We start from the raw sequence: 22,935 nt of genomic DNA, 5'->3' as shown, positions 1-22,935 counted from the left end.
TCATGGTCTGAATTCTGGACAATCGCGGCAGGAAACCTCATAATTGCGGATTTTATTCGACATTATTCATGACCATATCGCTGATAGACATCAAGGATGTGAGTAAATCGTATGGCAATACCCTCATTCTTGATCGCCTAAACCTAACGGTTTATAACGGGGAATTTCTCACCTTGCTCGGCCCGTCAGGGTGTGGAAAAACCACGCTGTTGCGTTTAATTTCCGGCTTTGAGCAACCCAGCGAAGGTGAAATTTACATCAATGGGCAATGCGTCAACGCCCTGCCCCCGCAAAAACGCGATGTGCATACCGTTTTTCAAAGCTATGCGCTGTTTCCCCACTTGTCCGTGTTTGAAAATGTCGCCTTTGCGCTGCGATGCAAACGCATTGCCGAGGATGAAATAAGGACTCGTGTTGTTGATGCCCTGCGCCTGGTGCAGCTCGAGTCTTTTTCCAATCGCAATATCCGGCAGTTAAGCGGCGGCCAGCAGCAGCGCGTGGCCATCGCCCGGGCGATCATTAACCGCCCGCAGGTGCTGTTGCTCGATGAACCCTTAAGTTCGCTCGACTATCGCCTGCGCAAAGCCATGCAGTACGAATTAAAGCAAATCCAGAAAACCTTGAACATGACCTTCGTTTTTGTCACCCATGATCAGGAAGAAGCCTTGTCCATGTCGGATCGCATCGTGGTGTTTAATCTGGGCCAGATCGAGCAGGTCGGCACCCCGCGTGAAGTGTATGAAACCCCGGCAAACCTGCACGTGGCCAGCTTCATCGGCGAAGCCAATATTTTTAACGCCGACGTCATCGCGGCACAGCCCGACGAATTGACCACCACCATCGAAGACGTCCGCATTCAATGCAAAAACAGCGGCCATTATCAGGTCGGGGATAAGGTGCATGTGATTGTGCGGCCCGAAGACATTCGGGTGTGGAGCCTGTCCGAGGTCACGGAACCACGCGGCATGCTACCGGGCAAAATCCTGGACATTATCTACAAGGGGTCGACGGTGGATTTGAAAGTTGTCCTCCCGTCAGGTGCCGTGATCAATGCCTCGGAATTTTTTGATGAGGACGATGATAAACTGGAATATGCCCTCCATGAAACAGTCTGGGTGGAATGGCTGCCAGGTTGGGAGGTCCTGTTACCTTATGAACACTAAATCCCTGTCATTGACGCTTTTTTATGGCTGGCTATTACTGTTTAGTTTTCTTCCACTTTCGCTGGTGGTGATTGCGAGTTTTTTATCGAGAGACAGTGTTCATCTGGTGACTCTGCCGTTTACTCTGGATAACTACACGGCTTTAATTGACCCGGTGTTTGCTAAAATTTTTCTGCGTTCAGTCGGTATTGCTCTGATTACGACTCTGCTCTGCCTGCTGATTGCTTACCCCTTCAGTTATTTAATGATTAAATCCCGGCATCAATCCCTGCTGTTGCTGCTTATTATTATTCCATTCTGGACCAGTTCGCTGGTCCGTACTTATTCCTTGATTGCCATCCTTAAATTCAAGGGGGTATTAAACGCTATTCTGCTCAAACTGCACCTGATTGATACGCCTCTGTCGCTGCTTTATTCCAACTTCGCTGTGATATCCGGCCTGGTGTATAACCTCTTTCCTTTCATGGTGCTTCCACTATTTACCAACATGGAACGCTTTGATTTCCGCCTAATTGAAGCGGCAAAAGATTTAGGCGCTAACCGATGGGCTATTTTTTGGCGGGTATTTTTACCCAATACAGCAAGCGGCATCGTGTCAGGCAGCCTGCTGGTTTTTTTACCGGCAATGACCCTGTTTTATATTCCCAATGTCTTAGGCGGCGCCCGTTCCATCCTGCTTGGCAATTTAATCCAGAATCAATTTCTGGTGGTAGAAAACTGGCCGCAGGGTGCGGCCACCAGCGTTGTACTGACTTTGCTGCTGGTTTTACTCCTGGTTTTCTATCGAGGCCTGAATAAGGAGGTTACCCATTGAAGTCACTTGCCCGCCAAGCCTTTTTATTTTGCGTCTATGCCATGCTTTATATTCCAATTCTGGTGTTGGTGATTTATTCATTCAATAATGCCAAATTCTCACTGCAGTGGCATGGTTTTTCTCTGCGATGGTATACCGAGCTGTTTCATGATCGCGGCTTGTGGGCTGCGTTCAGCAATTCCATCATTCTAGGTTTGTGCGCAGCCGCCACCGCCACCGTGATAAGCCTTCTTGCCTGCGTGCAATTGTTCCTTTTTAAAACCCGGCATCGTCCCTTTCTTTATACCTTGCTGTTGCTGCTTATTATTATCCCTGATTTGGTTTTAGGTGTTGCTTTGCTGATTTTCTTTAATGTGTCGCAGATACCTTTAGGTTTCACCAGCTTGTTGATTGCTCACATTAGCTTTTGTATTCCCTTTGTCATGATTACCATTAATACCCGTATCAACACACTGAATCCCAATATTTATTTCAGTGCCCTTGATCTGGGGGCCAGCCGGTACGCGGCCTTGACTAAAATCCTGCTGCCCCTGTTATGGCCAGGGATATTAAGCGGCTTCCTTTTGTGTTTTACCCTGTCGTTTGACGATGTCATTATCAGTTATTTTGTCGCCGGCCCTGATTTTAATATCCTGCCTTTGACGATTTATTCCCTGGTACGGGCCGGCGTAACCCCGGAGTTAAATGCCTTGTGCTCCTTTACCTTTGCATTGTCCATGATTTTAGTTATTGTGGCTCATCGGCTTGCGAGTAAAAAAATATGAACCGTGTTTTGCTTTTTCTCACCGTTTTTTTTACCGCCGCCGCGTTTGGGGAGAAAGTCGTCAACGTGTATGTCTGGGGCGGCGAGATTCCTAAAAAAGTCGTTCAGCAATTCGAACATGACACCGGCATTAAAGTTAATTTTTCAACCTATGACAGCAATGAGACGCTTTTTGCCAAATTAAAAGCCAGCAACAGCAGCATTTATGATGTCATCCTGCCTTCGGCCTATTATGTCGAACGCATGCGCAAACTCAACATGCTGACCCGGCTTGATCCTGAGCGCTTACCCAATTTAAACCATGTGGATGAAAAATTTTCGCACAATGATTACGATAAGGGCAATCACTTCAGTGTTCCCCTGGTTTGGGGAGCAACGGGCATATTCTTTAATCAACAACGGGTGAGTCATCCACCAGCCTACTGGCGTGAACTGTGGCAGCCGCAATGGCGCAATCAGTTGATGCTGCTTGATGATTCCCGCGAAGTCTTCGCCATCGCCCTCATGAGTCTCGGTTTTGATCCAAACGATCGCGATCCTAAGCACATTGAAGCGGCTTACCAGCATTTACTGCAATTGGTTCCCAACATTAAACTGTTTGCCAGCGACAGCATTCAAGCCATTATGATTGATGAAGACGCTTCTCTAGGTTCCGCGTGGAATGGCGATGCTTTTAAAGCCCGGGCAGAGAATAGAGCGATTGGCTTTTCCTACCCGCTGGATGGTTTTGTGGTCTGGGTGGATTGCCTGGCCATTCCTGTCAATCCGCCACATCCCGCAGAAGCGTATGCCTTTATTGATTATCTGCTCAAACCCAAGGTGAGTAAGCAAATTGCCCTGAAGGAAGGTCATGCCATTACCAACCGCGAAGCCTGGCTTAAATTACCCGCTGCCATTCGCGATAACCGCCTGGTTTACCCGGATGCGGAAACCATGAAAAGAGCCCATTTTCAGCGGGATGTCGGGGAAGAAACGCTGGCGCTCTACAACAACTATTGGGAACAATTGAAACTGGCTTTTTAGTTGTGCTCTGCTGCCTTTCCCACTGAACGGAAGAGAAAGACTTAGTCATTCTCTTCTTTTTTACTCTCTTTGACATCCGGTAAATCGCTGATGCGGCGATCGGGATAGAGTTGTTTGACCCCTCGATAAAACGAGCCTTCGGCGTTAAGGACAGCCAGAATATAACCCTCTTTTCCGTCTAGGAATCCGCGCTGTAAAATCAGGCAGCGGAAAAACATCCAGCCTGCCGAAAACAGGATACTGATAAAGGACGGCGCCTTGCCTTCTTTGCGGCGGGTTCTAGCCGTGTAAGACGAGTACCGGTTCATTTTGGCAATGGCATGGCTTAAATCCTGGTAGGAGTGATGCAGTATGCTTTGTTTTAATTTTTCGACCTTCGCCTCGGGCGGCAACACCACTTTTTCATGAACAATGTCATCGCTGTAACGCGCCCCTTCCCGCTTAAACAGGCGGATGTGGCGTTTGGGACTGGAGGAATAGCGCATGGGCTTGCCATAAAAATTCATGTAAATCGGAATACGGTAGGCATCGGCTTCGTTTAAATCCATCACTTGCTGAATGGCAAATTTCAAGCCCTCACTAACCGACTCGTCCGCATCCAGGTTAAGAACCCAATCACCCGTTGCCACCGACAACGCACGTTGCTTCTGAACACCATAACCCTGCCAATCGGTCAAATAAATGTTATCGGTGTATTTTTTGGCAATTTCCACGGTCTGATCCGTACTTCCTGAATCCAGAACAATGATTTCATCAGCCCACTTAACCGACTCCAGGCATCGCTGGATATTGGCTGCTTCATTTTTAGCAATAATAATGACACTTAACATAAAATCCAATTACTCCGATTCAACTGTTGTTTTCGGTAAACCGTTTAACATAAAAAAATATCCACAGGACTGTGGATATTTTGATAACGGGCTTTCAATAGCAATGACTTTAGCACACACCCTCACGGTAATCATGACTGTCAAAATGCAGTTTACCGTCCTTCACTTTCAAGGTGACGTGGCCGCCATTGGATAATTTTCCAAACAGCAACTCATCGGCCAGGGGTTTTTTGATGTTTTCCTGAATGAGGCGAGCCATCGGTCGTGCGCCCATGGCTTTATCATAGCCATGTTCAATCAGCCATTCCCGTGCGGCTTTATCCACTTTAAACGTGACCCCTTTATTGCTCAATTGTTCATCAAGCTCCATGATGAACTTATCAACAACCAGGCCAATCGTCACATTGTCCAGCGGTGCGAAATTGATGATGGCATCCAGTCGGTTTCTGAATTCCGGACTGAATTGGCGTTTAATCACTTCCAAGCCGTCATTGCTGTTGTCCTGGAGTGAGAAGCCAATCGAATTTCGGCTGATTTCGCTGGCACCAGCATTGCTGGTCATGACCAAAATCACATGACGGAAATCGGCCTGGCGGCCATTGGTATCGGTTAAGGTACCGTGGTCCATGATTTGCAGAAGCAGGTTAAACACGTCCGGATGCGCTTTTTCAATTTCATCAAGCAGCAGAACGGAATGGGGGTTTTTGGTGACCGCCTCGGTCAACAAACCACCCTGATCATACCCCACATACCCCGGAGGAGCACCGATCAGACGGGAGACGGTGTGCTTCTCCATGTACTCCGACATATCAAATCGCAGCAATTCAATACCCAATACATTCGCTAACTGGCGTGTGACTTCCGTTTTACCTACCCCGGTAGGACCTGCAAACAGGAAGCATCCGACCGGTTTTTGTGGTTCACGCAGACCGGAACGAGCCAGTTTAATGGCGGAGGCTAAGGCGGTGATGGCATTGTCCTGACCGTAAACCAGTAATTTAAGGTCACGCTCCAGGTTGCGCAGGGTGTCTTTATCCCGAGCAGAAACTTTTTTAACCGGGATACGGGCTATTTTGGCTACCACGCTTTCAATCTCGGTCACGCTGATGATTTTACGGCGTTTATTGGCCGTCAACAGGTTTTGATACGCGCCCGCCTCATCGACCACATCAATGGCTTTATCTGGTAAAAAACGATCATTGATGTATTTTGCCGATAGCTCAGCCGCCGCTTTCAGGGCTGGAATGGAAAATTTAACCCCATGGTGTTCTTCAAGACGTCCTTTTAAACCTTTAAGAATTTCAAAGGTTTCTTCCACGGAAGGTTCTGTGATGTCAATTTTTTGGAAACGTCGGGCCAGGGCGCGATCTTTTTCAAAGATGCCGCGGTATTCCTGGTACGTGGTTGAACCGATGCATTTCAACTCACCATTGGCCAGCAAGGGTTTAATGAGGTTTGAGGCATCCATTACCCCGCCTGAGGCAGCGCCAGCACCAATGATGGTATGAATTTCATCGATGAATAGAACAGCGCCCTCCTGATGCCCCAATTGTTTTAAGACGGCTTTTAACCGTTTTTCAAAATCGCCACGGTATTTGGTACCCGCCAGCAATGCCCCCAAATCCAGGGAGTAAACGATGCAATTTTGAATGGCCTCAGGTACCTCACCATCGACAATGCGCCGTGCCAGGCCTTCAGCAATAGCCGTTTTGCCCACGCCGGCTTCACCCACCAACAGGGGGTTGTTTTTGCGACGGCGGCAAAGCACCTGGATGGTGCGTTGAATTTCTTCATGACGGCCAATCAATGGGTCAATTTTGCCCATTCTGGCGCGTTTGTTTAAATTGGTGCAATAACTTTCGAGTGGCGACTCCGTGCCTTCCCCAGACATCATTTCTTCGTCCATGGAGGAGTTCATGCCTTCGTTAAGGTCATTATTATGGTACTTGGAGACCCCGTGGGAAATGTAATTAATGACATCCAGACGGGTGATGTTTTCACGGCGCAGGAAATACACCGCCTGACTTTCCTGTTCACTGAATATGGCAGCGAGTACATTAGCACCGGTCACTTCGGTTTTTCCGGCGGATTGGACATGGAAGACTGCGCGCTGCAGGACGCGTTGAAAACCCAGGGTAGGTTGTGTTTCTCTATCGATCTCATCATCGGGGATTCGCGGCGTGGTTTCATCAATGAATTCAATTAGATCACGGCGCAGGGCATCGATGTTCGCATCACAAGCCTGCAATACATTGCCCGCAGCAGGATTATCGAGTAAGGAAAGGAGTAGATGTTCAACGGTCATGAATTCATGACGTTTCTCTTTGGCTTCCTTAAAAGCAAGGTTTAAGGTGAATTCAAGTTCTTTGTTTAACATTTCTTTGCTCCTCTCAACCCCACCACCAATTATTCGGGCTCCATGGTACATAATAAGGGATGTTCATTCGCTCTGGCAAAATCGTTGACCTGAGCGACCTTTGTTTCTGCGATATCCCTCGTAAACACCCCACACACACCCTTACCAACAAAATGAACCTGCAACATCACCTGTGTAGCCAATTGCTCGCTTAACTGAAAAAAACGCTTTAACACACTCACTACAAATTCCATGGGGGTGTAGTCATCATTGAGCATGATTACTCTGAATTTTTTAGGTTGTTTGAGTGCAGGCAGTACTTCTGCTTCCGCCGTCCTGCGCTCGACAATTTCCTCTAAAAATTGCCCGCTCATTTTCTTACACCCTTTACTAATTTTATAGACTTACAACGCTCATTTGGCCAGTAAAAAATGGAATTAATCAATGAAAAAATCAAACCCTGCGATATTCAATTACATCCTGTCCATATAACACTCATCATGACGAGGGATGCGTTTTGATCTCTCTTTCAATTATAGCTTTCCTGTGGGTATTCGTGACCGTCCATGGATGAAAAAAGGGAGATTATCACTGATTGAACAATCAACTGCCTCGTTAAGCCCTGAATTAATCATCGGCCCGAAAAATGCTTTCTTAAGCCTTTCGGGCCGATTTTATTTACATGTGTTTAATCATCGCCTCTGCAAAACCTGAACTGCTGACACAGGTTGCCCCGTCCATCAGCCGTTCAAAGTCATAGGTTACCGTTTTGGCTTCGATGGCGCCGTCAACCCCTTTAATGATGAGATCCGCGGCTTCAGTCCAGCCCATGTGACGTAACATCATTTCGGCTGACAGAATCAGAGAACCGGGATTAACTTTATCCTGTCCAGCGTATTTAGGCGCCGTACCGTGGGTTGCCTCAAACACGGCCACTTCATCGCTCATGTTGGCGCCGGGCGCAATACCAATGCCTCCCACCTGAGCCGCCAGAGCATCGGAAATGTAGTCACCGTTTAAATTTAAGGTGGCAATGACACTGTAATCTTCAGGTCTTAGTAAAATCTGTTGCAGGAAAGCATCCGCAATCACATCTTTAATCACAATCTGTTTGCCGGTTTTGGGGTTTTTAAATTCCATCCATGGGCCGCCCTGGTATTCTTTGGCACCAAAACTGTCGCGGGCAACCTGGTATCCCCAATCCTTAAAGGCACCTTCGGTGAATTTCATGATGTTGCCTTTGTGAACCAGGGTAACGGAATCGCGATCGTTATCAATGGCATATTGAATGGCTGCTTTAACCAGACGGCGGGTGCCCTGTTCTGACACCGGCTTGATACCAATGCCGCAATGGTCCGGAAAGCGGATCTTTTTTACACCCATTTCGTTTCGCAGAAATTGAATGACTTTTTTTGCCTCAGGGGAGTCAGCCTGCCACTCAATACCGGCGTAAATGTCTTCCGAATTTTCGCGGAAAATAACCATGTCGGTTTTCCAGGGCTCTTTCACCGGACTGGGTACACCCGTAAAATAGCGGATAGGACGAAGGCAGGTATAGAGGTCTAAATCCTGGCGAATGGCGACATTCAATGAGCGGATACCGCCGCCAACGGGTGTCGTCAGTGGGCCTTTGATTGAAACCACGTATTTTTTCAGGGCGTCTAAGGTTTCTTTAGGCAGCCATTGATCGTTGCCGTATACTTTGGTGGCTTTTTCACCCGCATAGACCTCCATCCAGGCAATCTTACGCTTGCCGCCGTAAGCTTTTTTCACCGCTTCATCAACCACACGAATCATAGGAGGAGTTACATCAACACCGATTCCATCCCCTTCAATAAAAGGAATAATGGGTTGGTCAGGAACCTGTAGAGAACCATTAGCGGCAACGGTTATCGCTTGCCCTTCTGTTGGGATACGAATTTTTTCAAATGTCATTGGCAACTCCGTCTTAATAAGAGGCAATTATCATAGCATGCCAAAATGCTTTGTCCCAACTCCCATTCACGGCATAATAGGATTTATTCTTTGCATTCACAGTTTGATTCATTTGAGTACGTTATTACTTTTTAATAAACCTTATGGCGTGGTTTGCCAATTCAGCGGTACCGAGCACGAGCAGACCCTGGCGGACTTTATCAAGCGTCCGGGCTTTTACGCGGCTGGCCGTTTGGACAAAAACAGTGAGGGCTTACTGATTTTAACCAGTGATGGAAGGATACAACATCAATTAACGCATCCCCGCTTTCATAAACAGAAACATTACTGGGTCCAGGTGGAAGGCCAACCCGATGAGCGGGATTTGATGCCTTTAAGGGAGGGCATTCTAATTAGCGGCGTACGCTATCTTCCGGCCAAAGTCCGCCTCATTGATGAACCCAAATTATGGCCAAGGAATCCCCCCATTCGTTTTCGAAAAAACATCCCCACAACCTGGTTGGAGATTATCTTGAGCGAAGGGAAAAATCATCAGGTGCGCAAAATGACAGCCGCGATTAATTTCCCTACGTTAAGACTTGTTCGCCATCGCATTGCCCAGTGGTCGCTTGGCGATCTTAAACCCGGGGAGTACCAGGTGGTTGAGATAGAGTGATTTCAGACCTAAATGCACAATAATTAATCGTAATGATCTATAATTGACAAACATTGCCCATGTGGATTGTCATCATGAAATTAGTTTTGCATTTTAAGTCTTCCAAAAGAAAAATCCCACTGGAAATCAGCCCGGAGTCCACACCCACGGAACAGGTTAAACAGGTGCTTGAAAAAAACGCGATTCCTCTCTCTGACTTAAAACAGATTCGCTTTGAAAAGCATGCCTTAAACAACCTTGAAGACCTGGATTCCTGGTATCAACAAATGGAAGAATTGGCAGTTTTTAACCAAACCCGCAACAAACGCCTCCTTCCACATGAGCAATTTAACGTGAGACCGACCTCAGCGGAGGAAGCGCTGGCGGAATTTAAACGAAATTACCCTAAAAACCGTCTTTGGCAATTGGCCGTCGATGGCCAGCTTTACTCCAGCATAACAGGCCATTCTGCAACCAAGGCTGAGCCTGATCATGGCTGGGTGGAGTACTGCCAAAGAGAAGACAACTCACTCAATGCTTTTTTTACAGGTTTAAATGTGGCTCTTGAGAATCTGGAAAATCCCTTCATTTCTGAGGAACTGATTCTCGCGCTGCATGCGGCGGTGACCAACAATGTTTTTTTGGGGACGAATGAAGGCATTGCCCGGGGAGCTTACAGGGTAGATCCCCCTTTTTTTAATTTTGTTCCATCGCAAGGACGTATGACAGTCTCTGGATTAGCGGATTTATTGGATAAAATAGAAAACCATGCGTTGAGTGGGCCTGATGAGGAGCACGGAGAAGGAGTCATGTTATGGCCAAAATTTCAGGGGTCTCAACCCTGCTTTATTAGCCCTGCAAAAATTAAAGAAGAACGCAGAAAATACGTGGGGGAGGGAGACAACCTGGCATTTGCGTCCTTTTTAATCGACCAAGGCACAGCAATTCATTACCAGGCCCCCGCTAACCCCCAGACACTGGTGCAACAAACCATCGCTCGTTACAATGAAACGATCGGCACATTAAGTGATCCAGATGATAGGTTGAAACTCATTGGTGAGACAACCGAAGCGCTGGAGCGCATCCATCCATTTGGCGATGCCAATGGCCGCACCTTTGTTAACTTATTGCAAAATCGTTTACTTATCCAAAATGGCTTTCCTCCAGCAACCCTCTTCGAACCCAACATCTATGATGTGTATGGCCATCATGTCGAGGTGTTGAAACGGGGAATTTTAAATACCATCGCAATTTATAACGGCGAAAATGTTTTTGGCTATCCCATGCACAGACGGCATCCCTTGTATCCAGAAAAACCCGATACCGTCCATTCCAATTATCATTTTCTCAATTCCCAGGCTTATTTTGATCAAAACCAGGAATTAAAACAGTTTTCCATGCAATACGATTTTAATCCCTTGCTGCCACTTTTTGAGTCAGACAACCCTTCCCTGAGAGAGATACATGACGCCCTCGCCAATACCCCATCCCCACTCGATAAACTGGATTATATTACAGAAGCCATTAACCAGCTTGCCGAACAGCCGGACGCCATAGTAAGACTTCATCGGGTGTTTAATGACTTAGTCGATGCTATTCCTACTCCCCGCTATTCGCATACCGCCGAGGATTTCGAGTTACGAGAACTTTATTATCAGGCCCAGGTGCGATTGGACATCCATCAACAAAACCCGGTCATTGTGCAATTAATGCAACGGAGCGATAGGCCTGATTTTACGCTGGCTGAGGAAAGCAATGACCTGGAGAAACATAAAGAAAAAGAGAAAGGAAAGGGGAAGGAAAAAGAACCAGAAACCATACAGCGAAGAACGATTGAAAAGCAAACAGACAAAAACAAAGCACCCGCAATCCAGCTCAATGCGAGGGAGCAGGACCTCCTTAGAACGTTGCGCAAGTACATTCGCTTACGTCAGGTAGAGGCAGAACCTGAAAAAAAATCGAAACATTATAAATCCCACTTCCTTGGAGTAAAGGGTGGTCATTCGGCAAAGGTGAAGATTAGAGCCGCCAAAAAACTGATGGCGCTTGTCGAAGATAAACCGTTTCGGGGTGAAAAGCTTCATTCATTGGATGCCATGGATTACAGTGCATTAACCAGCTCGCGTTTAGGACAAATGATGGAGCCCTACCTCGACATCATTCAGCATTACGCCAATAGGGCTCTTAAATTTCAAGCCAGCGGAGGCTGATAAAGTCAAGCTTTAAAGCGTGCTCTAACCAATAGGGTTTCCTCTGCAGCCAGCCTTATCCATGGCCAGACCAGGATACTTAACAGCGTGCCGCCAATGACTGTCATCCAATTCATGGTGTAACCAAGAAAAGCATCAATAAAAAACACTGTCAGCTGATACCAGGCACAAAAAAAACCAATCAAGGCCATCTGTTGTCCGATAGGAAAGAAATAAAAGCGCCTCGCTTTACTGCTTGCAAGCCAGGTCGTTAAACACAGGGCGAACGCATGCTCGCCAATCACGGTAGCCAGCAAGGCATCCAGAACCAGGCCAAGCATAACCAGTATGCTGACACGAAAATAATCCGGCATGTAAAACTGCAGATAAAGCACCAACAAGAGTATCCACGGAGGTCGTATGGTAACCAGAAAAGCAGGCAATGGCATGATCGTTAAAATCAACGCGATTAGAAAAGCAATGGGCAAACGCCACTTCAAGGAATTCATGTGGCAGCTCCCAATGCATTCATGCGTTCGTTAATTTGTGCCGTTAAGATTTCCTGCTCTTTGTCAGGCCAAATTAATAACACCAGGCGGTTACGATTAAGCAGAGCAACAGGGCTTACCTCGACTTTGATAAAATCATCGCCCGGGACACTGGTTACATTTTCAACCCGTCCAACCGGATAACCTTCAGGGTAAAGCCGTCCCAACCCGGAGGTGACCAACAAATCCCCTTTATTGGTGGATGAGGTACGAGGCAGATTGATCAAAGACAACTGCCCCAAATTATTGGTGCCCACTAAAATAGCCCTTTCGCCGGTACGGGTATTTCGAACCGGCACAGCGCATTTGGCATCTGAAATCAGTAATACCGTACTGGTCATATACCCGACATCGATAATTTGCCCCATTACCCCTTTGGCATCGAGGACAGGTTGGCCGGTATAAACGCCATCCCGTTTGCCTTTATTAAGGATTACCAATTGCCGCGCGGTGCTGGTATCAACAGCCAGGATCTGAGCAGCCATGGCTTTCATTTTAGCTTTGGAAGAGGTCAACAACAGTTCTCTAAGCTGCGAGTTTTCTTCCTTAATGGCCATGAGTTTTTGAAGCTCAGCCTCCAGCAGCGTCTGCTGATAGCGTAACTCCATGTTTTCACTGATTAAGGAGGTTTTGGCGCTCACTAAAGCCTGGGCCCATCCCATGATACGCACTGGATAATCAACAGCGTATTGTAAAGGCGAAACCATGAAGGAAAAACCACTCCGCACATGACCAAGGTACTGATAATGGTAATCAGAAAACATCAGGCAAATAGAAAACATCAAGGCAAACACAAAGCTGAACGCTCGGTGTTTGCCCTTGCCAAAAAGCTTATTGTTTGAATTATTCGGTTGAGAGGAAATCACCGCCACGCAAATCCATTGTTTCCAACGCCTTACCACCACCACGCGCTACGCAGGTTAAAGGATCTTCTGCGACTAATACGGGCAGGCCAGTTTCTTCCATCAGCAAGGTATCCATGTTTTTCAACAGAGCACCACCGCCAGTGAGAACCATACCCCGCTCGGCAATATCAGCAGCCAATTCAGGCGGTGCCAACTCCAGGGCAGCTCGAACCGCACCCACGATACCGGACAGAGGCTCCTGTAATGCTTCAAGGATTTCCGCACTGGTCAATGTGAAACTGCGCGGCACCCCTTCGGCCAGATTTCGGCCCCTGACTTCAATCTCAAACAAATCACGACTTGGGAAAGCAGAACCAATTTCATGCTTGATACGCTCTGCCGTGGTTTCACCAATCAAGGTGCCATAGTTACGGCGGACATAAGAAACAATGGCATCATCAAATTTGTCGCCGCCAATACGGACAGACTGATGATAGACAATACCGCTCAGTGAAATAATGGCCACTTCAGTGGTGCCGCCGCCAATGTCGACAACCATTGAACCACTGGCTTCTTCAACCGGCATCCCCGAACCCAATGCCGCTGCCATTGGCTCTTCAATGAGGAAGACTTCACGCGCACCAGCGCCCATGGCTGATTCGCGAATGGCACGACGCTCGACTTGAGTAGAACCGCATGGCACACAGACAAGTACCCGTGGGCTGGGCCTTAAGAAGCGGTTTTCATGCACCTTATGAATGAAATGCTGCAACATGCGTTCTGTGACAAAGAAGTCGGCGATAACCCCATCCTTCATGGGACGAATGGCATTAATATTGCCCGGGGTTCGTCCCAACATGCGCTTAGCCTCTATCCCGACAGCCGCCACACGCTTTTGGCCTGATTCGTTCCTTAATGCCACGACGGAAGGTTCATTAAGAACAATCCCTCTATCCCTTACATAGATCAATGTGTTAGCTGTTCCCAAATCGATGGATAAATCGTTTGAAAAGACGCCCCTTAATTTCCTGAACATGAGCCCCACTACCTCGTTCTTTTTTTGGCCTGTACTTTAACCTATATTTGGGTAAAAATCGACAGGTCTTTATTAAGTTTCTTTATCCATGATAAAAAATTATCTATCTCCATAGACAGACTATAGGCAATGCCCCCTACTTGCCTCAACGAATTAATTTTTTGCTCGGTAAATTTACTTTCATTGTTTTAATCATTAGATCACAACAACTATCCTGGTTGCCCGCCTGCGCGGGCAAGACAGGTTTGGTTTTTTAACCATAGCCATTTGCCATGTCAGCACGGCGGCTTCGCTAAGCCATTTAATCATTGGTTAATGATTAGATCGTAACGACTATCCTGGTTGCCCGCCTGCGCGGGCAAGACAGGTTTGGTTTTTTAACCATAGCCATTTGCCATGTCAGCACGGCGGCTTCGTTGAGCCATTTAATCATTGGTTGAATGATTAGATCGCAACGACTATCCTGGTTGCCCGCCTGCGCGGGCAAGACAGGTTTGTTTTTTTAATCAGAGCCATTTGCCATGTCAGCACGGCGGCTTCGTTAAGCCATTTAATCATTGGTTGAATGATTAGATCGCAACGACTATCCTGGTTGCCCGCCTGCGCGGGCAAGACAGGTTTGTTTTTTTAACCATAGCCATTTGCCATGTCAGCACGACGGCTTCGTTAAGCCATTTAATCATTGGTTGAATGATTAGATCGCAACGACTATCCTGGTTGCCCGCCTGCGCGGACAAGACAGATTTATTAGGTTTCAAAAGCAAAACCTGTCTTGCCCGCGCAGGCGGGCATCCATTCATCAAAACAATCCAATACTCAAGTCAAGCCACTGAGGATTTTTTTGTAGGATTAGGTTAATTTTCCATTGCCTGTTCCATTTCTTAAGTCGTTTTTCTCTTGTAATCGCCTCATATATCTCAGAGTGAATTTCATAATAGACCAACCGATAAACCTTGTATTTTTTAGTAAATCCTTCAACCACTCCCTCTTTGTGTTGATCCAGTCGTCGTGCCAGATTACTTGTGACACCGGTATAAAGTGTTCCATAAGCCTTGCTGGATAATATATAAACAAAATAATGGTTATCACCGGACATGGTATTCCATTTATTTTTATGTCTGAGAACGGAAAAAAGCCCGCCTGCGCGGGCGGGGAAATTTTACTCTACGCTAAAGGTTTCCTTAAGTTCAGCGAGATTCCTGTTGATGAATTGTTGTCCCAAACCCGGAACTTCCGCCAATTCTTCAACGGATTTAAATCCATCATGGCTTTCCCGGTATTTAACAATGGCTTCAGCCCGTTTTTGACCAATTCCTTTAAACGAATGAATCAGGGTTTTTAATTCAGCGGTATTCAGATTGATTTTAGGAGTGGCTGTTTCTGCTTCCTGCGCGGTCGCGGGCGTGCCGAGGGGTGTGGGTGATGCGTATAAATGGAACGACATTGATAAAAATGACAGTACAACAGCAATCAGATTTGCTTTCATAATTTTTCCTTATTGTGATTGGACTTAACGGCATTTGCCGTCATCAACCTCTTGTTGTTTTCCATAACAAGAGGCTGCGGATTATAACAGTAAGTGATTGTTTTGTCTAGCGATTATTGGAAAATTGTAAATAATGGTGATGAAGAACATAAGAAACACAGGAAGTTAATTTTTCTACCATGTCCAAATGCAGGAACTCATTGGGCCCATGAGCATTGGAATGGGGTCCCAATACACCGGTAATCATAAATTGGGCGTGTGGGAACTTCTCACCCAGCATACCCATGAAGGGGATGGTTCCCCCTTCACCGATATAAGCCGCAGGTTTATTGTAGAATGCCATGGAGGCTTCATCAGCGGCTTTAGCGAGCCATTCGGGCATTAACGGCGCATGCCAACCCGGTGCACCGTCATCGATACGAAAAGCGACTCTGGCCTGGTAAGGGGGCTCTTCGGTCAATGCCTTTTGCATGGCCATGGATGCCTTTTGCGGGCAAACCAGCGGCGGTAGGCGCATGGATAATTTAAATGCCGTTTTTGGACGCATGACATTGCCTGCATTGGCAATCGCTGGCAACCCGTCAGCGCCAGTCACCGTCAAGGCAGGCCGCCAGGTGCGATTCAGTATTAATTCTGTTTTATTACCCGTCACGGGTCTGACATCCGTATGGAAAGGAAACGCACGGTAAACGTCCTCGCCAAGAATTTCACCGCATTGACGCGCCTGGCTCACTCGTTCCTCAGGGATCTCGCAAAACAGTTCAGGCAATTTCACCTGCCCTGTGGCTTCGTCTTCGATGCGGCTGATGAGTTGCCTCGCCACCCGAAAACTGTCGGGAACAATGCCGCTGGCACTGCCGGAATGGACCCCTTCTTCAATCAACTCCACCGAAAGTTCACCCACTACATTCCCGCGCAGGGAAGTGGTCATCCACAATTGTTCGTAATTCCCGGCACCCGAATCCAGGCAGATGACCAGGGAGGGTTCGCCGATGCGATGAGCCAAGGCTTCGATATAGTAAGGAAGGTCATAGCTGCCACTTTCCTCGCAGGCTTCAATGATCAATACACAGCGGGCATGAGCTAATCCCTGTTTCTTAAGCTGGTCAATGGCGGTTAACGAGGCATAAGCCGCATAGCCATCGTCCGCGCCCCCCCGGCCATAAAGCTTGCCGTCACGAATTACCGGTTGCCAGGGACCCAGTCCTTCCTGCCATCCTGTCATTTCCGGCTGCTTGTCGAGATGCCCATACAGCAAGACGGTTTCCTCTATCTCACCAGGAATCTCCATGAAAAGAAGCGGTGTGCGGCCTTCCAACCGGATGACGTCCAGAGTCATGCCTTGAGGGGCATGGGCTTTACACCACTCAGCTACATGGGACACTGCTTTTTCCATGAAACCATGCGTCTGCCAGTCTTTATCGAAATGCGGCGATTTATTGGGAATTCTAATGTAATCAACGAGACTGGGCAGGATCTCGTTTTGCCAGGCCTGTTCAATTCCTTCAAACAGTTTCTGGGGATTCAACATGCAACTGCTCCTTAATAAGATTCATGATTTTCACGGTGGCAGATTCAATTTTCAGCGATTTAATGCGCCGAATGATGTCCTGTTGATTGGCTTCCGCCTCATCAATGGCCGTCAACAAACGGTCTGTGGTTAACTCTTCCTGGGGAATGACAATGCTAATCCCCTGTTCCTTAAAATAACCGGCATTCTCGATTTGATCACCGCGGCTTACTTTGGCAGAAAGCGGGATTAATACGTGCGGTTTTTGCAAGGCGAGAATTTCATACAAGGCATTCGCTCCAGCCCGTGACACCACCACATCGGCAGCGGCAAACAAGTCAGCCAGCTCGTCGCTGGCATATTCCAGTTGAAAATAACCCGGCACCGTTTTCAGGGACTCATCCACCTTCCCTTTGCCGCACAAATGGATAATCTGGTAGCTGTGGCTCAGCTTGGGTAACGCGTCCCTCACGGCCTGGTTAATGACTTGAGCACCCAGACTCCCGCCGATAACCAGTAATATGGCCTGTTTGTCATTAAACCCGCACAGTGCAAGGCCCCGCTGGCGCGAGCCATTCAATAATTGCCGGCGAATGGGTGTCCCCGTTATTGCCACCTTATCCCGTCGTTTAACATGGTTTTTTGCCGGGGCGAAAGTCACACAGAGTTTATTCACAAAGGGAAGGCACAGGCGATTCGCAAGTCCGGGCGACATGTCCGACTCATGAGCCACGACAGGAATGCGATTCAGCCAGGCCGCCACCACCACAGGGAAAGCAACAAATCCGCCTTTGGAAAAAACAAGGTCGGTATTCAAACGCCGTAACAACCAAAACGCCTGGATTAAACCATAAACAATCTTGAACGGATCTAAAAAATTCTGCCAACTGAAATAACGGCGTAATTTACCTGACTGAATGGGATGAAAGGGAACTCGGGTTTTACCGATTATCTGTTTTTCCACCCCATCGGCAGAACCAATGTAATCGATTTGCCAGCCTTCTTCTTCAAGGTTTTCAATCATGGCTAAATTAGGAGTGACATGACCGGCGCTACCGCCCCCGGTTAATACGATTTTTGCATTCATTTGATTTCCCTGATTAACAAGCTCAAGTCAATTGCCTGTAAGGACTTGGTTATCGAACCGACAGAAATAAAATCAACGCCGGTGAGCGCAATGGAGCGAATGGTATCCAGCGTCACTCCTCCGGAAGCTTCCAATTGGCATTGATAAGGTTGATTCAAAACCACAGCCTCCGCCAGCATGGCATGGCTGAAATTATCCAGCAGAATACGATCGGGACCCGCATTCAACGCTTCCAGCAACTCCTCAAGCGTTTCCACTTCGATCTCAATCAGCAAATCAGGGCGTTGCTCACGTGCCATTAAAATAGCCTGTGTAATGGAGCGACAGGATTTAATGTGGTTTTCTTTAATCAGGTAAGCATCGTATAAACCAACACGATGATTCATACCGCCCGCACAGGCAACAGCGTATTTTTGCGCCAGCCTTAATCCAGGAATGGTTTTGCGTGTATCCAGCAAACGGGCTTTGGTGCCTTTAATTTCCTGTAAGTAATGCCAGGTCTGGGTGGCTGTAGCGGCCAGGGTTTGTAAAAAATTCAATGCGGTTCGTTCCGCGGTTAACACATCACGGGCGCGGCCGCTGACTTTACACAACGTTGACGGTTCAGCCAACCAGGTCCCCTCATCAACCACCCATTGAACATCAATGGCAGGGTTAACCTGTGCAAAGACTTCATTGACCCAGGGTTGGCCGCAGACCAGCATAGGCTCGCGCGAAAAAATTTCAGCCACGGCCTGTAACTCGCCTGGCAACAGCGCGGCACTGACATCGCCAGAACCAATATCCTCAGCCAGTGCGCGTTTTACATTGTCTTTGATTTCATCGAAGGGAGTATTCATGCCTGACTAACCTTTAACTTTTTTTGCCGTGCGTATTGCATTTTCAGCCAGGGAGGGGCAATCAAGGTGGTAAGAATAACCATTAAAATGATGGCTGAAAACAGATTATCAGAAATAACCCCCAGCGTCCTGCCGATGGAAGCAAAAACCAATCCCACTTCACCGCGGGGCAGCATGCCAATTCCTATCAACAATCGATCGTCCTTTTTATTGCCGCCTAAGCCGCTGACCAGTTTGCCCAGGATGGCCGCCACGGTTAACGCACCCGCCATCAACAGCACACGCCAGTCATAAAACGATTCCAGTTTGACCTGAATACCAATTAACATGAAAAACAGGGGGGCTAAAATGGCTTCAAACGGAGCAATCAGTTGCTTAATATCCAAACGGTATTGCCGTTCGCTGTCATCGACTTCAAAGAACCCATCATGAATTACCAAACCCGCTGCGAAGGCACCAATGATGGCAGCAAGCTGCATGACGGTCGCCAGCCAGGCCAGAGTCATTAAAAAGAAAAACGATGCAAAAAGTTTGGCTTCCCACACATCAAGGAAACTTAAAAAGCGTATTACCTGCCGCAAAGCCCATGGACCAAACAAAACAGCCACGGTAAAAAAAACAAGGGCTGAACCCAACACCCAGACAATCTGCACTACATTCACTTCACCGCTGACAACAATGCTGCTGACAATGGCTAAAATCATCAGTCCCAGGACATCATCAAGCATGGCAGCGCCCAGGATAGTCCTCGCCTCGCGGGTTTTAAGTTTTTTCATTTCCGACAACACGCGGGCGGTGATGCCTATGCTGGTGGCTGACAAGGTGGCGGCAACAAACAAATCGGCTTTATAGGATGCCTCAGGCAGTAAAAGATGGGCGACTACAAACCCAAGAATAATCGGCACAACCACGCCGATGATCGCCACCTGAACGGATTCTCTTCCTGTTTTTTTCAAATCCTGCAGCGAACTTTCAAGGCCCACCATGAACAGCAGAAAAAGAACGCCAAAACGCGACAGAATGTCCAGAACATACCCTGCCTTAATTAACTCGATGCCATCCTCGCTGGTCAAGGCCTTCAGCATCTGTTTGGCATAAACCGGATCAGGAATGTTTGTTTTGACCGCTTGCGTCAGAGAGACGCCATCCAGCATGCTGCGCATGATATGAAAAATGGCAGAGCCTTCACGCAGCACCACAAATATTTTCAGGCCAAAAAAATAACAGAGATTGCCTAACAACACGCCCAGAATTAACTCGCCAAGCACTCCGGCCTGATTAAAGCGTTTAGCCAGGTAACGTCCCAACAAGGCAAAGATAAAAATGAAACTCACCCAGAAAATCACAGACGCCAGGGGATCCTGTTCATGGGTATTACTTGCAGCAAATGCCAAAGCCGGAAAACAGGCCGCGACGGTCAGTAAGCCACTGGAAAGCCATTTCATGTTTTCTTTCCGGCCAAAAACAGACAGGTATCCAACACGGAATCAGGATTTAACGACACGCTGTCAATGCCCTCTTTCATCAACCATTCGGCAAAATCCTGGTGATCAGACGGACCCTGACCGCAAATACCGATGTATTTGCCAGCCTTTTTACAGGTTGAAATGGCCATGTGCAGCAAAGCCTTCACGGCATCATTGCGCTCATCAAACTGCGAAGCAATTAATCCGGAGTCGCGATCCAGGCCTAAGGTCAATTGTGTCAAGTCATTGGAACCGATGGAAAAACCATCAAAATACTCCAGGAATTCACTGGCCAGCAGGGCATTGGAGGGTAATTCACACATCATGATAATCCGTAATCCCTGTTGGCCGCGTGAAAGGCCGTGTTCCTTTAACACATCAATAACCTGAGACGCTTCGCTGACCGTACGCACGAAGGGAATCATCACCTCCACATTGCGAAGTCCCATGTCCTCCCGCACACGCCGCACCGCCCGGCATTCCAGGGCAAAACAATCGGCAAAGTCGGGCGACACATAGCGGGAAGCGCCACGGAATCCGAGCATGGGATTTTCCTCATGCGGCTCATAATATTGCCCGCCTGCCAAATTGGCGTATTCATTCGATTTAAAATCGGATAAACGGACAATCACGGGTTTGGGATAAAAAGCAGCGGCGATGGTGGCAATGCCTTCTTTCAAGCGCTCGATGTAAAACTCCACCGGTGATTCGTAGGCTGCGGTTTTTTCATCAATCAACTGCTTAAGCTTTTTATCTTCCAGGGAAGCGTAATTCAACAGCGCTTTGGGGTGTATGCCAATGGTGTTGGAAATTAAAAACTCAAGACGTGCAAGCCCCACGCCTGAATTAGGCACGGATTGAAAAGCAAAAGCCCGTTCGGGATTGCCCACATTCAACATCACCTTGATGGGCAGTTCCGGCATGGTGTCCACATCGAGGTTAATGCGCTCAAAGGGCAACAAGCCCTTATAGATATAACCGGTGTCGCCCTCGGCACAGCTGACAGTGACTTCATCCCCGTCATGAATTGCTTTTGTCGCATCACCGCAACCCACCACGGCCGGAATGCCAAGCTCGCGGGCGATGATGGCCGCATGGCAGGTGCGCCCGCCCCGGTTGGTGACAATGGCAGCCGCCCGTTTCATAACCGGCTCCCAATCCGGATCGGTCATGTCGGAAATCAAAACATCGCCCGGCTTTACCCTATCCATCTCGCTGATGTCTTTGATAATTCGGGCGCGTCCCTGGCCAATGCGCTGACCGATGCTGCGCCCTTCGCTCAGTACATCGCCTTTGGCTTTCAGGGTGTAACGCTCCAGTACCTGATTATTCGCGCGGCTTTTTACCGTTTCCGGCCTTGCCTGCAATATATACAATTTGCCATCTTTTCCGTCTTTAGCCCACTCAATATCCATGGGCCGGCCATAGTGTTTTTCAATGATAAGCGCCTGTCGGGCAAGCTGCTCTATTTCGTCCGTGGTCAGAGAAAACCTCAACCGCTCCTCACCCCTCACTTCTTCGGTTTTAACATTGCGGCCACTGTTGGGATCATCGCAATAAACCATTTTGAGCGCTTTACTCCCCAAATTGCGACGAATCACCGCCGGCCGGCCTGCGTTTAAACCCGGTTTATGAACATAAAATTCATCCGGGTTCACCGCACCCTGTACAACCATTTCCCCAAGCCCATACGACGAGGTAATGAATACCACGTCGTTGAAGCCCGACTCCGTGTCCAGTGTAAACATCACGCCGCTTACGGCGATGTCGCTTCGGATCATCTGTTGAATTCCCGCCGAGAGAGCAACATCGTGATGGGCAAAACCATGGTGTACACGGTAGGAAATCGCCCGGTCATTAAATAACGAGGCAAACACGTGTTTGATGGCGGTCAGTACGGCATCAATGCCGCGCACATTCAGAAATGTTTCCTGCTGACCGGCAAAGGAGGCGTCAGGCAAATCTTCCGCTGTGGCCGACGAGCGAACAGCGACGCTGAAATCCTCATGGCCGATGTGTTTGGCCAGTTGTTCGTAGGATTGCCTGACAGCCGATTCAAACTCGCTTGAGAACGGTGTGTTCACCACCTTTTCACGAATGGTTTTACCCACGTGCGTCAACTGGTTGATATTGTCCGGATCGAGGTTGGACAGCATCTCATAAATGTGCTGATCAAGACCATTTTGCGATAAAAAAGCACGAAAGGAGTCGGCTGTGGTGGCAAAGCCTGAAGGAACCAGGACATCGGCAGCGGATAAATGGCTAATCATTTCACCTAACGACGCATTCTTGCCGCCCACTTGTTCCAGGTCCTGCATACCCAAGTGTTTAAAATCAATCGTATGGATGCTGACAGACATAAACCACCCCTAAATCCTTAAAAATGTGAATCATTCTACTGAAATTGCCTC

21 protein-coding genes are annotated in these 22,935 nt (G+C 47.9%); 6 read left to right on the top strand and 15 right to left on the bottom strand.

The genetic code is table 11. The features are described from left to right. The first annotated feature begins 68 nt into the window (after positions 1-68). From potA to GH742_RS05865, 4 genes are read left to right on the top strand one after another with little or no spacing between them, the layout of a single operon-like run. Positions 69-1,163 (top strand): spermidine/putrescine ABC transporter ATP-binding protein PotA, encoded by a 1,095-nt coding sequence (potA, locus tag GH742_RS05880; protein WP_203456516.1) that lies wholly within the window; start codon positions 69-71, stop codon positions 1,161-1,163. Then, complete coding sequence (locus GH742_RS05875) at positions 1,153-1,977, top strand: ABC transporter permease (protein ID WP_203456514.1); 825 nt, start codon at positions 1,153-1,155, stop codon at positions 1,975-1,977. The genes potA and GH742_RS05875 overlap by 11 nt, the downstream gene beginning before the upstream one ends. Positions 1,978-2,018: 41 nt before the next feature. After that, positions 2,019-2,741 (top strand): ABC transporter permease subunit, encoded by a 723-nt coding sequence (locus GH742_RS05870; RefSeq protein ID WP_370569546.1) that lies wholly within the window; start codon positions 2,019-2,021, stop codon positions 2,739-2,741. Beyond that, positions 2,738-3,763, top strand: coding sequence for a PotD/PotF family extracellular solute-binding protein (locus GH742_RS05865; protein ID WP_203456511.1), 1,026 nt, complete (start codon positions 2,738-2,740; stop codon positions 3,761-3,763). The genes GH742_RS05870 and GH742_RS05865 overlap by 4 nt, the downstream gene beginning before the upstream one ends. Before the next feature lie 41 nt (positions 3,764-3,804). Here the strand turns inward: GH742_RS05865 and GH742_RS05860 are convergent, their stop codons facing one another. From GH742_RS05860 to icd, 4 genes are all read right to left on the bottom strand, one after another. Further along, positions 3,805-4,593: a glycosyltransferase family 2 protein gene (locus GH742_RS05860; protein ID WP_203456510.1), complete on the bottom strand. Its 789-nt coding sequence runs from the start codon at positions 4,591-4,593 to the stop codon at positions 3,805-3,807. A gap of 109 nt (positions 4,594-4,702) precedes the next feature. Continuing rightward, entirely contained in the window at positions 4,703-6,970 is a 2,268-nt protein-coding gene (gene clpA, locus GH742_RS05855) for an ATP-dependent Clp protease ATP-binding subunit ClpA (protein ID WP_203456508.1), read from the bottom strand. A gap of 29 nt (positions 6,971-6,999) precedes the next feature. Further along, a complete protein-coding gene (clpS, locus tag GH742_RS05850) occupies positions 7,000-7,323 on the bottom strand; it encodes an ATP-dependent Clp protease adapter ClpS (protein WP_058532204.1) in 324 nt (107 codons plus the stop codon). 304 nt (positions 7,324-7,627) lie between these two features. After that, complete coding sequence (icd, locus tag GH742_RS05845) at positions 7,628-8,884, bottom strand: NADP-dependent isocitrate dehydrogenase (protein WP_203456507.1); 1,257 nt, start codon at positions 8,882-8,884, stop codon at positions 7,628-7,630. A gap of 112 nt (positions 8,885-8,996) precedes the next feature. On the opposite strand from icd, the gene GH742_RS05840 reads away from it, so the two are divergent. Next, positions 8,997-9,539: a pseudouridine synthase gene (locus GH742_RS05840; RefSeq protein WP_203456506.1), complete on the top strand. Its 543-nt coding sequence runs from the start codon at positions 8,997-8,999 to the stop codon at positions 9,537-9,539. 74 nt (positions 9,540-9,613) lie between these two features. Further along, positions 9,614-11,728 (top strand): Fic family protein, encoded by a 2,115-nt coding sequence (locus tag GH742_RS05835; RefSeq protein WP_203456504.1) that lies wholly within the window; start codon positions 9,614-9,616, stop codon positions 11,726-11,728. A gap of 5 nt (positions 11,729-11,733) precedes the next feature. Here the strand turns inward: GH742_RS05835 and mreD are convergent, their stop codons facing one another. The 11 genes from mreD to ppsA all read right to left on the bottom strand — a co-directional run bounded on the left by mreD (position 11,734) and on the right by ppsA (position 22,884). Beyond that, positions 11,734-12,216 (bottom strand): rod shape-determining protein MreD, encoded by a 483-nt coding sequence (mreD, locus tag GH742_RS05830; RefSeq protein WP_203456503.1) that lies wholly within the window; start codon positions 12,214-12,216, stop codon positions 11,734-11,736. Continuing rightward, positions 12,213-13,121, bottom strand: coding sequence for a rod shape-determining protein MreC (gene mreC, locus GH742_RS05825; protein ID WP_108293689.1), 909 nt, complete (start codon positions 13,119-13,121; stop codon positions 12,213-12,215). The genes mreD and mreC overlap by 4 nt, the downstream gene beginning before the upstream one ends. Next, complete coding sequence (locus GH742_RS05820) at positions 13,099-14,136, bottom strand: rod shape-determining protein (protein WP_058527717.1); 1,038 nt, start codon at positions 14,134-14,136, stop codon at positions 13,099-13,101. Before GH742_RS05820 ends, mreC begins: the two co-directional genes overlap by 23 nt. Positions 14,137-14,705: 569 nt before the next feature. Further along, positions 14,706-14,894: a hypothetical protein gene (locus GH742_RS05815; RefSeq protein WP_203456502.1), complete on the bottom strand. Its 189-nt coding sequence runs from the start codon at positions 14,892-14,894 to the stop codon at positions 14,706-14,708. A 41-nt stretch (positions 14,895-14,935) separates the two neighbouring features. Next, the gene (locus GH742_RS05810) at positions 14,936-15,232 is read right to left on the bottom strand and encodes a GIY-YIG nuclease family protein (protein WP_203456501.1); all 297 of its coding nucleotides are present in this window, start codon (positions 15,230-15,232) and stop codon (positions 14,936-14,938) included. A 63-nt stretch (positions 15,233-15,295) separates the two neighbouring features. After that, entirely contained in the window at positions 15,296-15,622 is a 327-nt protein-coding gene (locus GH742_RS05805) for a helix-hairpin-helix domain-containing protein (protein WP_203456499.1), read from the bottom strand. A 106-nt stretch (positions 15,623-15,728) separates the two neighbouring features. Further along, positions 15,729-17,153: a M20 family metallopeptidase gene (locus GH742_RS05800; protein ID WP_203456498.1), complete on the bottom strand. Its 1,425-nt coding sequence runs from the start codon at positions 17,151-17,153 to the stop codon at positions 15,729-15,731. After that, positions 17,128-18,219 (bottom strand): undecaprenyldiphospho-muramoylpentapeptide beta-N-acetylglucosaminyltransferase, encoded by a 1,092-nt coding sequence (locus tag GH742_RS05795; protein ID WP_203456497.1) that lies wholly within the window; start codon positions 18,217-18,219, stop codon positions 17,128-17,130. The genes GH742_RS05800 and GH742_RS05795 overlap by 26 nt, the downstream gene beginning before the upstream one ends. Then, positions 18,216-19,058 carry a carboxylating nicotinate-nucleotide diphosphorylase gene (nadC, locus tag GH742_RS05790; RefSeq protein WP_203456496.1) on the bottom strand — a complete coding sequence of 281 codons (843 nt, stop codon included), beginning with the start codon at positions 19,056-19,058 and terminating at the stop codon, positions 18,216-18,218. Before nadC ends, GH742_RS05795 begins: the two co-directional genes overlap by 4 nt. Continuing rightward, positions 19,055-20,503: a cation:proton antiporter gene (locus tag GH742_RS05785; protein WP_203456495.1), complete on the bottom strand. Its 1,449-nt coding sequence runs from the start codon at positions 20,501-20,503 to the stop codon at positions 19,055-19,057. The genes nadC and GH742_RS05785 overlap by 4 nt, the downstream gene beginning before the upstream one ends. After that, positions 20,500-22,884: a phosphoenolpyruvate synthase gene (gene ppsA, locus GH742_RS05780; RefSeq protein ID WP_203456494.1), complete on the bottom strand. Its 2,385-nt coding sequence runs from the start codon at positions 22,882-22,884 to the stop codon at positions 20,500-20,502. The genes GH742_RS05785 and ppsA overlap by 4 nt, the downstream gene beginning before the upstream one ends. Positions 22,885-22,935 lie beyond the last annotated feature (51 nt).

Origin of the sequence: Legionella sp. MW5194 (genome assembly GCF_016864235.1) — a bacterium.
Classification (GTDB): Bacteria; Pseudomonadota; Gammaproteobacteria; order Legionellales; family Legionellaceae; genus Legionella_C.
The sequence above is the reverse complement of the archived record's forward strand: the minus strand, read 5'-3'. Positions and strand labels throughout refer to the sequence as shown.